Genomic DNA, 11,950 nt, shown 5'->3' with positions numbered 1-11,950 from the left:
GGGCGGAGGTGACGGCGGGGTCGATGTCAGTGCCCCGCCCTACCTTTCGATCATCGGGACCGGCCGATCGGCCGGTCCGGGGAGGGAGCACAGCCATGTCCGTCGCGGGGACGTCCGCCACCACCTACCTCGAACTGTCCGAGGACGGCGAGGGGGCCCACAAGTTCTACGAGGTGACCGTCACGGATCGCGAGGTATCCGTGCGATACGGCCGGATCGGCGCGGACGGACAGCGCAGGGTGAGCACCTTCGCCTCCCCGGAGAAGGCCCGCGCCGCCGCCGCGCGCAAGCTCGCCGAGAAGGAGCGCAAGGGCTACGCCCCGGCCGTCCCGGGTGGTCGCGCGCCCCGGTCCGTCACCCGCCGGGCCACCGTCTCCGCCCCCTCCACCGCCCGTTCCGGCGCCCCGGTGCTGTGGCGGTTCCGCACCGGCTCCGCGGCCTTCGGGATCCACGTCGACGGGGACCGGTGCTGGGTGGGGAACCAGGACGGCGAGGTGTACGCCCTGGACCACGACGGCTCGGTCACCGCCCGCTACCGCCTGCCGGGCGGCGTCAAGTGCCTCGTCGCCGACGACTTCTGGATCTACGCCGGATGCGACGACGGCACGGTCTACGACCTCTCCGGCAAGCTGCCGTTCGCGGCCTGGACCGTCGAGCCGGACGTGGACATCTTCTGGCTCGACATCCACGAGGGCGTGCTCAACGTCTCCGACCGCGACGGCGGCCTGACCGTCATCGACCACGAGGAGGAGTTCCAGTGGTCCCGACGCGGCGAGGGAAGCGGCGGCTGGATGGTGCGCCGGGACACCGACTCCGTCTACCACGGGCACAGCGCGGGGGTCACCGCCTGGCGGACGGACGGCTCCGGTCGACGGTGGCACACCCCCACCCGGGGCCCGGTGCTCTTCGGCTGGCAGGAGAGCGACGCCGTGTACGCCGGTACCTCCTCGCGCACCGTGGCCCGACTGGCGAAGTCCGATGGTCGACTGCTCGCCGAATACCGCTGCGACGCCTCGGTGTACTCCTGCGCCACCTCCCCCGACGGGGAACACGTCTTCGCGGGTGACTCCGCGTCATCCGTCTACTGCTTCGCCGCAGACGGCACCCGACTGTGGAAGCTCGGCACCGGTTGTGGTTCGGCGCTGTCCATGCAGTACCACCGCGAGCGGCTGTACCTGGTGACCACGGACGGCACCATGGCCTGCGTGGACGCGGGTCCGGAGGCGATCACCGCGGCGGAGCGCGGGACGATCCCGACGCCGGTGGACGTCAAGGCCGCCGCCGCCCTGCCCACCCGGGTCCCCGCGGCGACGGCGGCGCAGTTGACCGCGGTCTCCGATCCGGTGGACGGCGTGGTCGTGGAGTGCTTCCGGGACGGATCCCGCACCCGGGTGCGGGTGGTCTCCGAGGGATACGAGCCCGGTTGGTTCGTGCAGTTCCCCCGCGGGATACGCGAACCCGGCGCCCGCTTCGTCGTCGAAGCCCTGCACGGCGCCCCGGGCGGTTTCTACCGGGTGCGCGGCGACATCCACCGGCTCATGTGACCGATGGCGGGGTTCCGGACCGAGGGACGTCTCCCGCCCCGGCGCCGAAGCCGGGGCGGGAAAAGGCCCCGGGCGGGGGAACACCTCCTTCCCACCCGTCGAACACATCGACGGACCATTCGTATGAGCCACCCCGGGCCACCGGGAGGCGGACGCGCCCGGATGGAGTCCCCGGACGCCCCACCTCCGCCCCGGAGCGTCCCCGGACCCCTCGGTGACGGCGGTGGAATCCGCCGAAGCGGCGTCCGCCGTCGGCACCCGGGCGTCCCCACCCGCGGGACGGGGAGGGAGGCGGAAGCGCGGCGTCCCCGTCCTGTCGGGACCCCGGGGGCCACGGATTGCCGCAGGTGACGAGGGCTGCCGAACGGTCGGTGTCCCACCACGGGGAACCCGCGCGACCCACCGGCGGGACGGTACGGCGTCCCGGGGTCGGGGGTCGCGTGTTCGGGGCCCCGCCCCTCCTCCCGCACCTCGCCTTCCACCCCACCGGCCTTCCTCCCCCGGGGGCGGGCGATCACCCACACGGAAACCCCGGGTGCCCCACCGGTCCGTCACGACTTTTCCCGCTCCATCGACAACCGGCCGAGAGTCACTCTTGTGACACATCGAAGCCACCTGAATACTCACACATCGTGATGGATTTCGATGAAGAAGATCATTCGGATTCCCTCGCCGATTCACCGTTCACGAGCGCGATCCGCTCATTCCCCCCACAGGAGGACGTGTGAGAATCAAGCGCACCACCACGGGCACCCGGGGCGACCGCCGCAGGAGGGGGCTCGGCCGTGTGCTCGCCATCTCGGCCGGCCTCGCCGCGGCCCTGGCCCTGACCCTGCCGGGCTCCGCCGCCGCGACCGCGCAGGAGTTCACCACCGCTCAACTCCACGCCGCAGCCGAGGCCGTGGAGTCGACGGATGTCGGCGGCACCGCCTGGTCGGTGGACGAGGAGACCGGAACCGTCACGGTGCTGGTCGACCAGAGCGTCAGCGACAAGGAACTGCGGCAGATCCTGCGGAGCGCCGGCGCCAACGCCGGGGCCCTGGAGATCGAGGAGGTGCCGGGTACCTTCTCCCCGCTGCTGCGCGGCGGGCAGGCCATCTACGCCAGTGCCGGTTGGCGGTGTTCCCTCGGCTTCAACGTCCAGGGCGGGACCTACGCCCTGACCGCCGGTCACTGCACCGACGGTTACCCCGCCTGGTACAGCAACGCGGCCCGGACCGCCTACCTCGGTCCCACCGCCTACTCGAACTTCCCCGGCGCCGACTACGGCTACATCTCGGTCAGCGGCGGTTCCTCGGCCAACCCGAGCCAGGTTGTCTGCGGCAGCTCCACCGTCAACATCACCGGCATCGCCAACGCCTACGTCGGCATGCCCGTCACCCGCTCGGGCAGCACCACCGGGTGCCGCTCCGGCTCGGTCACGGGCCTGAACTTCACCGTGAACTACGGCGGCGGCGACATCGTTTACGGCATGATCCGCACCAACGTCTGTGCCGAACCCGGTGACAGCGGCGGCCCGCTGTGGTCCGGCAACTCCGCGGTCGGTCTGACCTCCGGCGGCTCGGGCAACTGCACCATCGGTGGCACCACCTTCTACGAGCCCGTCACCCGGGCCCTGGGCAACCACGGCATCAGCCTGCCGTGACCGCCTGACCCCCGTCCCCTCACTCCTCGCGGCCCCGCCGGCACGTCCCGCCGGCGGGGCCGCCCGGGTATGGGGGGGAGGGGACGTGCGTCCCGCGTCGCCTACGCCGGGGCGGGAACCCGGGCCAGGACGGAGCCGTGCGGGGTCTTCTCCCTCCCGATGGGCCGGCGCACGGTCCCGGCGATCGGCTCGAACCCGGCTTCCCCCAGCAACTCCGTGACCTCCTCCGGCCGTTGGCGGTACCAGTCCAGATCCACCGGTGATCCGAACGCCTCGTCGAAGTGACGGCGCCCCTCGCCGACCTGGAAGGTGAGCATCAGGATGCCACCGGGCGCGAGCACCCGGCGGAATTCGGCGAACACACGGGGACGGTGCTCCCACGGCACGTGGATGATCGAGTGGGCGGCGAGCAGCCCGCCGAGCGAAGCCTCGGGCAGATCCAGGGCGGTCATGGACCCCACCTCGAAGCGCAGGTGCGGATGGGCGCGACGGGCGGAGGCGACCATGCCCGGCGACAGATCGATCCCGAGGACGTCCAGGCCGGCGCGGTGCAGTTCGTCCGTCAACGGACCCGGCCCGCAGCCCACATCGGCGACCCGTCCTCCCCCGGCGGCGCGCACCAGTTCCACGAAGGCCCCGAGCAGGGCCCGCTCGATCGGCCGTCCCCCGAAGAAGTCGGGGCCGATGCCCATCCTCTCCGTGTACCCCTCGGCGAGGGTGTCGTAGGAGTCGCGGGTGGCGGCGAGGAACGGGAGTTCGGTCATGGCCGCGGAGCATAGAGGAGGAACGCCCCGGCGGCCCTCCCCCTCCCCGACTCCGCCGCCTCACCCCCCGGGGACGCGGTGGGCGGGTCGGTCGAGGTGGTCGAGGACGAGTTGGTGCGCCCTCCAGCCGTCCGGGAACTTCGGCGGCACGTCGAGGTGGACGGGCCGGGTGGTGGGATGACGGTCCAGCAGCTCCCGGATGCCGGCGCGGGCGACGATCACGCAGGCGTGCCGGTGGCGGGAGAGCAGCACGCACAGCCGTCCCGTCTCCAGGTGGAAGGCGCTCGCGTCGGTGCGGCCCGACAACGGGTGCCAGACCAGGGTGACATCGAACTCGCGTCCCTGGAGCTTGTTGGCGGTGTCCACGGTGACCCCGGCCAGGTGCGGGCCGAGGGCGGCGAGGCGGTCGCGGACGGCGGCGGCCTGGTCGTTGTGGGCGGTGCCGATGGCCACCCGGTCGGCGCCGATCGGCTCGCCGTTGGCGAGCGGGGCCCGGCGCAACAGGCGGTCGGCGGTGCCGGCGAGGGCGTCGGCGAGCTGCCCGTCGGTGCGCAGGGTGGGGCGTGCCGGCAGTTCGAGGTACCCCCAGCCGCCGGCGGCGGCCCGGTCGAGCACGGTGTCCCGGGGGTCGTCGGCGCCCGACGGGGCGGGGTCGAGGGTCAGGACGCGGTCGGCGGCGACGGTGCCGGGGACGAAGGGTTGGAAGGGGTAGAAGGCGTCCCGCACCAGGGGGGCGGCGGTCTCCGGCAGTCGCCAGGAGACTGGGAGGCGGCGGCCGTGCATGCCGGGATTGTGGGCGAGCACGACGTCCACGGCGTTGCTCATCGGATTCCAGCTCAGGCCGGTCCAGCGGTCGGTCTCGACGGTGGCGAAGGGGTCGAGTTGGCCGGGGTCGCCGACGAACAGGGCGCGTTCGAAGAGTCGGGCGGTGCGCAGCAACGCGTCGGAGCGCATCTGGTAGGCCTCGTCGACGATGGCCCAGTCCCAGGGGGTGGTGTCCACGTGGGCCCACTTGGCGGCGGTGCCGACGACGACCGGGAGCTCGCGCAACGGATCGATCCTCGCGGCCCCGGTGACCCGGGGGTGTCGGGTGACACGGGGCGGCAGGACGTGCCCGGCCGCGTGCAGACGGCCGATGGCCAGCTCCGGGTGGGTGCCGGCCAGTCGGTCGACGAGGTCGTCGACCTGTTCGTTGGTCTGGGCGGCGATCATCACGGGGCGGCCCTGTTCGGCGAGGTGGCCGGTGGCGCGGACGACGAGGGTGGATTTGCCGGCGCCGGGCGGGGAGTCGACGACGATGCCGCGTTCGGTGGTGGTGTCGAGGTCCGCGAGGACCCGGGCGACGGCGGCGTCCGCGCGGACCCCCGGCGGGGCGTCGGCAAGGTCGTCCCCGCCGCTCGGGGGCACCTCGCCGAGCGGCGGGGGCCCATCGGCGACGGGGGGCACCTCGGCGGGGAAGGACATCACTCCCAGCTCTCCTCGGCGTCGTCGGGGGTGGGTTCGTACGGCTGCGGCGGCCCGCCGTGGGTCCAGGGGGTGTCCTCCTCGGCGGGCAGGGGGGCGGGCGTCATGTACCCGCCGAGGGTGGTCCAGCACAGTTCCTCCCCGAGGTCGGGGATCACCCCCTCGGGGGCGGGCGGTTTGCGCACCCGGCCGAGGCCCCCGGTGAGCTGGAGGTCGATCTCCCACCCGGCCCCGGCGGCCTCCCGGCGGTCGAGGATCTCCGCCTTGAGTCCGTCGCGTCCGGCGCAGCGCACGGTGGTGCCGACGGCGAGGAGCGGCCGGGTGTCGACGCGCACGGTGAGGGCGGGTCGGAAGAGGCCGGCCCGCCCGTTCTCGACCATCCGGTCGGGGTCGCGGTCGACCACGGTGCCGGTGAACGCCTCGCCGGTCAGCTCGTACCGGGCCATCACCAGCGGGTCGTCGAAGGCCCGTTCGCTCTCGTACCGGGCGACGGCGTCCTCGAGTTGGGCCAGTCGGCGGGCGGCGGAGGCGGCGTGGTCCCGGCGGGCGCGGGGGCGACCGTCCTCCTCCAGGTAGGTCGTGTAGTGGGTGAAGACGGTGCGGTCCACCGCACGGCGCCCGGGGACCCGGGCGGCCGGCGGCAGGGCGCGCAACAGGTCGATGCCCCGCCACATCAACTCCCAGGTGGGGGCGAGTTGGGATCGCAGTTCGTCGGCGATGGTCCGGTCGACCGCTGCTCGCGCCCGGTCGTCGGGCGCCGCGTCGCGGGCGGCGGTCAACTCGTGCAGGGTGCGGTCGAAGACGGGGTCGGTGGTGGGACCGGCCGGCGGGTGCTCGGCGGGGTCCTCGGCGAGGAGTGCGGCCTCGGCCCCGGTGCGGCCGGGCGGCGGATCGATCCAGGCCAGCAGGGAGGGCAGGTGGGCGTTCTCCCCGGGGCTCCAGCCGGTGGCCCAGTGGTCGGTGAGCAGCCGGGTCATGGCCAACAGGAGACCGGAGCCGGGGAAGTCGGTGCGGTCGGCGAACCAGGTGAGCCAGTTGCCCAGGAGGGGGACGGTGGGGGCGACGGCGTGCGGGCCGTCCGTGCGGCGCAGCCGGGTGGAGCGTCCCAGCAGGCGGATGAACTCGATGCCGCCGGGGTTGGGCACCAGGATCTGCGGGGCGCGGGTCCACCGCGTCCGCTCCTCCTTCGGCCGGCCCGCCTCGTAGGTCTCGCTCTCCGTCCGGCATCCGTCGATCAGCGGCAGCAGGATGTCGGCGAGTTCCTCGGCGAAGCGGAAGCGCAGGGTGCGGTCGCGGGGCTGGGGGACGGTCAGCAGGACCGGCCGGTCCCGGTCGGTGCCGACCATCGCCGCGAGCGGGGCGCAGGCCTCCCCGGCGAGGGTGAGGGGGATGAGGACGACGGGATGGTCGTCGATGTGGGCGTGGCGCACGGTGGTCAGGGGTTGCGCGGTCCCGGTTTCCGCCGCGCGCAGGGCGGCCACGGTGGTCAGCAGGCTCATCCGGCGCTCCTCCCGGCGGGGGCGTCGGGAGAGGTCTCCGAGGAAGCGGTGGGGAGGCGCGGTCCGGGCGGGCGACGACGCGAGTCGTACAACCGGGCGGCGGCACGCAGGCGTTCGACGACCTCGGCGTGACCGGGGTCGAGGGTCTCCCCGTCCCCGGGGGTGTCGATGAGGCGCAGGGCGGTGCGGGTGGAGTCGATGCCGGGCAGGTCGTCGCGGACCCGACCGCCCAGGCACTCGGGGCGGGCCTGCTCGACGGCCTCGGCGCGGCAGTGCCGGGCGAGGTCGCAGTAGCCCATGCAGTCGGGGGTGTAGTGGCTCTCCAGCGCACCGACGCCGGCGGCGAGTTCGGCGTCGGTGCGCGCGGGGGTGCCGTCCGACCGGAGGCTCAGGTCGAGGGTGGCGTCCGCCGGGAGCGCGCGGGCCAGGTCGTCGGCGCGGCGCAGACGGGAGAGTTGGAAGCCGATGGCCTCGATCTCCTGGCGCACGTCGATCCGGGCGAGGACGGGGCGCTGCGAGAAGTCCTCGGGGCACACCAACAGGAACTCCGTGGCGACCAGGGCGGGGTCGTGGCCGAGGCTCTCCAGCAGACGGCGCAGGGCGATGACGTAGACCGCGGCCTGCTTGGCGGCCTCGGCGGTTTTCGCGGGGTCGGCCCGGCCGTCGATGACGGCGAAGGATTTGATCTCCACGACGTGGAACCGGCCGTCGACGCGGTGGGTGACGGCGTCGGGCTCCAGCAGGGCGGTGCGGCCGGCGACCTCCAGGGGGACCACGGGGTGGTCGAGGAGGAGGCGTTCCTCCGCGCCGGCGGCCAGCCGGTCGAGCAGGTGCCCGGTCTCCCGGGCGCGCAGGGCGGGCGAGGCGCTGCCGCCGACCTCGTTGAGGTCGGCCACGGCGGCCTCCTCGACCGGAACGCCGAGCTTCTCCCGTACCAACGCGATGAGTTCGGCGTAGCCGTTGGCCTTGACCAACGCCTCGAAGGCGCGCCCCCGGGCGAGGGCGAAGGGGGATTGACCGAACCGCGCCGGCCGGCCCAGGCGGGCCGCGAGGGTCGCCTTGTCGATACCGGCGGCGTCGAGGACGGCTCGCCGGGAACAGCCGGGGTTGGCGGTCAGGGCGGTGATGCCGCGCGCCGTGCAGGGCTCCGGGGCGAGTGGACCGCGCAGGGTCGCGAGTCGGTCCTCGGACGGGTGCGTGGACATGGTCCCTTCTCGGGTGGACGGTGGGGCACAGGCTACGACAGGTCGGTGACAGGACGGATGACCTGCAACGGGGCCGCACCGAACAACTGTCGGTCGAGGGGAAGTTGGGCACGCGCCCGGGCGGCGGCGGTGTGCCGGTGGCGATCGTCGACAGCGGCGTGCAGCCGGGCCTCGGCCTCGGCGGCCCGGGCGAGGAGATCGGGGTCCGGGGCGGGGTCGGGACCGTCGTCGGTGCGGTGGGACCCGGGGACGGTGAGCGCGAAGCGGCGCAACAGGTCGGCGGCGGCGGGGGATTCGGTGCCACCGGCGGCGCGGATGTCCCGGACCCGGAGGGCGAGGTTGCGGACGTGGGTGAGGTGATCGACCCGCGGTCCGAGAGGGCCGAGGATCCGGCGTTCCAGCGGCCAGTCGGAGAGGGCCAGCAGCCCGCGCACGGGGGCGAAGCGGTCATGGGTGAGGGCCGCGCACACGTAGGGGGCGCGGGCGGCACCCCGGGCGGCGAAGGAGCGCTCCTCGTCCCGGCGCAGGGAGGCGATGCGGGAGGGAACGATGGGTTCGTCGAAGAACGCCCGGTGGACGGTGGAGAGCAGCTTGGGCGCGGCCGGGGCGCCGAGGAGGACGAGGGCGCGGCGGACCTGGTCGCGCGCGGGTGGGCGGCGCCCGGCGTCGGACCGGTCGCTCCCCTCCCCCGCGGCGGTCTCCACCGCCCGCAGCCGGCGGCGGACGCGGGCCGCCAGCGCGCGGTCCCGGTCCCGGATGGCCTCCCGCAGCGCGGCACGCAGTTCGGCCGCGCGGGCCCGCTGTTCCTCCGGCGAGGGGGTCACATTCCCACCCTAGCGCCGCGGCGGTCGGGGTTCGCCCGTCCCGGCGCCCCGCGGCGCCGACGGACCGACGGGACCGGGCGGACCGGTCCGCCACGGGGTCGGGCCGGCCCCTCGCACCCCACCGATCGGACGCCGTTCCCGACGGGGCCCCGCCCCCGGCGGGAGGGCACGCGTCGCCCCGGCAGCCCATCCCGGCGTGTCGGGGCGGCGCGTCGCCGCGGGGCGGGGGTTCACTGGGCGGCATGAGCACCGAGGAGAGCGGCGGGCCGATCGTCGGCCGACGGATCGTGCTGCGTCGGGCGGTCGAGGAGGACGCCCCGGCGTTCCGGGAGGCCCTGGCGACGCCGGAGGTCGCCCGGTGGTGGGTGTGGCCGAACATGATGGCGGAGTTGGCCGCGGAGGATCACACGGTCCTGGCCGTGACGCTCGAGGACCGCGTCATCGGCATGGTCCAGTGGTACGAGGAGCCCGACCCGGACTATCGGCACGCGGGCATGGACCTCTTCCTGCACCCGGACTTCCAGGGGCGGGGCCTGGGCGGTGACACGGTGCGCACCATGGCCCGTTGGCTGATCGACGAGCGGGGGCACCACCGCCTGGTGATCGACCCCGACGCCCGCAACACGGGGGCGATCGCGGTCTACGAACGGTGCGGGTTCCGGCGGGTGGGGGTGCTGCGCCGCTACTGGTACGACCACGTGACCGGCGAGTGGAGCGACGGGATGTTGCTGGATCTGCTGGCGGAGGAACTGCGGGGGTGAGCGCGGGCCCGGGACCGGCCGCGTGCCGGTCCCGGGCCCGCGCTTCCCCGGTGACGGGGGCTGTCGGGATCGGACCCCGGATCAGACCCGGGGCCGGCGCACCAGGGTGTAACCGGCGACGGCGGCGAGACCGCCGAGGACGCCCCCGGCGCCGGTCCACAGCCACCGGTCGCTCCACCAGCCGCCGTTCCACCCGACCTCCGGTTCGGCGAGGGCGCTCGCGCCGCCGGCGGGTTCGGCGTCCTCCTCCCCCTCGGAGGCCTCCGCGTCCTCCCCGTCGGCGGGGGCGGTGGGGTCGATCTCCCCGGCGCGGTTGGTGAGCAGGAGCGGTGCGGGCAGTTCGCCACCCCGGGCGCGGGCGCCGCCCGCGTCCTCGGCACCGACCTCCAGGGTCACCTCCACCGGCAGCCCGAGGTCCTCCTCGGGCAGGTCCACCGCGGTCAGCCGCAGGTAGTAGGCGCCCGGCAGCGGGTCGTTGGCCCAGGGTTCGGCCCAGGCCCGGACGGTGCGCAGGGTGCAGTCCAGCACGAGGGTGTCGGCCGTGGCCTCCGCGGTGTCCTCCGCCCGGCCGGCGGTGCACGGCTGGAGACGACGCAGGCCGTCGTACAGGTCGAGCCGCCAGGTGGTGGGGCCGGAGCGGGTGCCCTGGTCGCGGAAGGTGACGGTGGCCGAGGCGTTGGCGTTCTGGCCGGCGGCGACCGGGAAGACCCAGTACAGGTACTCGCCGATGGTGGCGGAGGAGGTCGCGACACCCCCCTGTTCCAGGACACCGGCGGTCCGGAAGGAGGTGCCGGCGGCGACCGTCGAGGGACCGCCGGTGCCCGCGCCGGTTCCGGTGTCGTCCGTGTCCTCGGCGAGGGCGGGAGCGGTGGTGCCCCACAGGAGGGCGGCACCGATCGCGAGGACGGCGGAGAGTCGACCGACGGCGCGGCGGGCGCGGTGGGCGTGCGGGACGCGCTGGGGGTGTGTCATGCCAGAACCCTCCGGATCAGGCCCCACAGCACGCCGGCGGCGAGTCCGGTGAGGGTGAGGACGAGCAACGGGATCCAGCCCCGGGCCAGGCCGAAGGCGGCCACGTCGGAGGGGGTCTCGGCCGCGGCCGCGAGATCGACGGTCAGTTCGACGGGCATGCCGGGGGTGCGCTGCACCTCGTCCGGCGCGGAGAAGGAGTGGGAGACCTCCAGGCAGAGGGTTTCCTCGGATTCGGCGCCGGAGGGATGGCGCAGGCCGGTGGCGATGACGTCGGTGCGTCCGTGACCGGCGGTGCTGCCGCGCACGAGCTCCCGGCCGTCCTCGCTCAACAGACGGAGGAGGACTCCGTGGTCGCGGTTCACGGGCCGGTCGGCGGCGACGGCGACGGAGGCGCGCAGTTCACGGCCGGGGGCGACCTGGACCCGGTAGCGGCGGTGTTCGCCGAACTCCTGGCGGTCGCTGTAGACGCCGGCGCCGAGCAGGGGGGCGTCGGCGCACTCGTCCGCGCCGTCGACGACGGTGGGGGTCTCCACCCGGACCTCGGCGGTGCGCTCGACGATCTGCTTGAGACGGTCGGCGAGCTGGTCGGTGTCCTGGACGGCGGTGTAGGTGCCGCCGGTCGCCTCGGCGATGCAGCCGAGTTGCTCGCGCACGGCGGAGTCGGCCGGGGTCAGGCCGAGGGTGTCGATGGTCAGACCGATGCCGGCGGCGGCCAGTTCACGCGCCACCTCGCAGGGCTCGGGGTCACCGCAGGAGTCCTCTCCGTCGGTGATCAGGACGATGCGGCGCATGCCGTCTCCGTCGCCGAGGTCCTGCACGGCGCCCTGGAGGGCGTAGCCGATGGGGGTCCAGCCGGTGGGGGCGAGGGTGGCGACGGCGGTCTTGGCCTCGGTGCGGTCGACCGGCCCGACCGGGTAGAGCTGGGAGCTGTCCACGCAGCCGCGACCCAACCGGTCGTCGCCGGGGTAGTCGGCGCCGAGGGTGCGGATGCCGAAGTGCACACCCTCGGGGATGAAGTCGATGACGTCGTTGAAGGCACGCTTGGCGGCGTTCATCCGGGTGTCGCCGTCGATGTCGCGCTCGGACATCGAGCCGCTGACGTCGAGGACGAAGTTCACCTTCGGGGGGTCGGTCCCGCGGACGGGCTCGGCGGCGGCGGGGGCCGCGAGCGCACCGGTCATGAGGGCCGCGAGCGTGCCGCAGAGGGCCGCCGCCACCCTTCTTCCTATGATCATTGGGCGGATGATAGAGACCCGCGTGCCTCCCCACCAA

General features: G+C 74.3%; 10 protein-coding genes. 3 read left to right on the top strand and 7 right to left on the bottom strand.

The features are described from left to right. The first annotated feature begins 95 nt into the window (after positions 1 to 95). Positions 96 to 1,544 carry a WGR domain-containing protein gene (locus FOE67_RS05780; protein WP_182661121.1) on the top strand — a complete coding sequence of 483 codons (1,449 nt, stop codon included), beginning with the start codon at positions 96 to 98 and terminating at the stop codon, positions 1,542 to 1,544. 724 nt (positions 1,545 to 2,268) lie between these two features. Then, positions 2,269 to 3,189 (top strand): S1 family peptidase, encoded by a 921-nt coding sequence (locus FOE67_RS05775; protein ID WP_182661120.1) that lies wholly within the window; start codon positions 2,269 to 2,271, stop codon positions 3,187 to 3,189. Positions 3,190 to 3,290: 101 nt separating this feature from the next. Here FOE67_RS05775 and FOE67_RS05770 read toward each other — a convergent pair whose 3' ends face one another. Genes FOE67_RS05770 through FOE67_RS05750 form a run of 5 tightly spaced genes read right to left on the bottom strand, consistent with a single transcriptional unit; the run spans position 3,291 to position 8,945 of the window. After that, the gene (locus tag FOE67_RS05770; RefSeq protein ID WP_182661117.1) at positions 3,291 to 3,953 is read right to left on the bottom strand and encodes a class I SAM-dependent methyltransferase; all 663 of its coding nucleotides are present in this window, start codon (positions 3,951 to 3,953) and stop codon (positions 3,291 to 3,293) included. 60 nt (positions 3,954 to 4,013) lie between these two features. After that, complete coding sequence (locus FOE67_RS05765; protein ID WP_182661115.1) at positions 4,014 to 5,417, bottom strand: AAA family ATPase; 1,404 nt, start codon at positions 5,415 to 5,417, stop codon at positions 4,014 to 4,016. Continuing rightward, on the bottom strand, positions 5,417 to 6,916 hold the full coding sequence (locus FOE67_RS05760; protein ID WP_182661113.1) for a hypothetical protein: 1,500 nt from the start codon (positions 6,914 to 6,916) through the stop codon (positions 5,417 to 5,419). Before FOE67_RS05760 ends, FOE67_RS05765 begins: the two co-directional genes overlap by 1 nt. Next, positions 6,913 to 8,121, bottom strand: coding sequence for a hypothetical protein (locus tag FOE67_RS05755; RefSeq protein ID WP_182661111.1), 1,209 nt, complete (start codon positions 8,119 to 8,121; stop codon positions 6,913 to 6,915). Before FOE67_RS05755 ends, FOE67_RS05760 begins: the two co-directional genes overlap by 4 nt. A 32-nt stretch (positions 8,122 to 8,153) precedes the next feature. Continuing rightward, positions 8,154 to 8,945, bottom strand: coding sequence for a hypothetical protein (locus FOE67_RS05750; RefSeq protein WP_182661109.1), 792 nt, complete (start codon positions 8,943 to 8,945; stop codon positions 8,154 to 8,156). A 242-nt stretch (positions 8,946 to 9,187) separates the two neighbouring features. Here FOE67_RS05750 and FOE67_RS05745 point away from each other — a divergent pair, with 242 nt between their 5' ends. Next, positions 9,188 to 9,706: a GNAT family N-acetyltransferase gene (locus tag FOE67_RS05745; RefSeq protein ID WP_182661106.1), complete on the top strand. Its 519-nt coding sequence runs from the start codon at positions 9,188 to 9,190 to the stop codon at positions 9,704 to 9,706. An 81-nt stretch (positions 9,707 to 9,787) separates the two neighbouring features. On the opposite strand, the gene FOE67_RS05740 is transcribed toward FOE67_RS05745, so the two are convergent. Both FOE67_RS05740 and FOE67_RS05735 read right to left on the bottom strand, forming a co-directional pair. Then, entirely contained in the window at positions 9,788 to 10,678 is an 891-nt protein-coding gene (locus tag FOE67_RS05740; RefSeq protein WP_182661104.1) for a hypothetical protein, read from the bottom strand. Further along, positions 10,675 to 11,913, bottom strand: a complete 1,239-nt coding sequence (locus FOE67_RS05735) for a VWA domain-containing protein (protein WP_182661102.1) — start codon at positions 11,911 to 11,913, stop codon at positions 10,675 to 10,677. The genes FOE67_RS05740 and FOE67_RS05735 overlap by 4 nt, the downstream gene beginning before the upstream one ends. Positions 11,914 to 11,950 lie beyond the last annotated feature (37 nt).

The sequence above is a fragment of the Streptomyces calidiresistens genome (assembly GCF_014141525.1).
Lineage (GTDB): Bacteria > Actinomycetota > Actinomycetes > Streptomycetales > Streptomycetaceae > Streptomyces > Streptomyces calidiresistens.
This window is presented reverse-complemented; position numbering and strand designations above follow the sequence as displayed.

Bases quoted from the DNA above. Each gene is read 5' to 3' on its own strand.
- FOE67_RS05745 (WP_182661106.1), top strand. From the start codon at position 9,188: ATGAGCACCGAGGAGAGCGGCGGGCCGATCGTCGGCCGACGGATCGTG.
- FOE67_RS05770 (WP_182661117.1), bottom strand. From the start codon at position 3,953: ATGACCGAACTCCCGTTCCTCGCCGCCACCCGCGACTCCTACGACACC.
- FOE67_RS05755 (WP_182661111.1), bottom strand. From the start codon at position 8,121: ATGTCCACGCACCCGTCCGAGGACCGACTCGCGACCCTGCGCGGTCCA.
- FOE67_RS05740 (WP_182661104.1), bottom strand. From the start codon at position 10,678: ATGACACACCCCCAGCGCGTCCCGCACGCCCACCGCGCCCGCCGCGCC.
- FOE67_RS05765 (WP_182661115.1), bottom strand. From the start codon at position 5,417: ATGTCCTTCCCCGCCGAGGTGCCCCCCGTCGCCGATGGGCCCCCGCCG.
- FOE67_RS05735 (WP_182661102.1), bottom strand. From the start codon at position 11,913: ATGATCATAGGAAGAAGGGTGGCGGCGGCCCTCTGCGGCACGCTCGCG.
- FOE67_RS05760 (WP_182661113.1), bottom strand. From the start codon at position 6,916: ATGAGCCTGCTGACCACCGTGGCCGCCCTGCGCGCGGCGGAAACCGGG.
- FOE67_RS05780 (WP_182661121.1), top strand. From the start codon at position 96: ATGTCCGTCGCGGGGACGTCCGCCACCACCTACCTCGAACTGTCCGAG.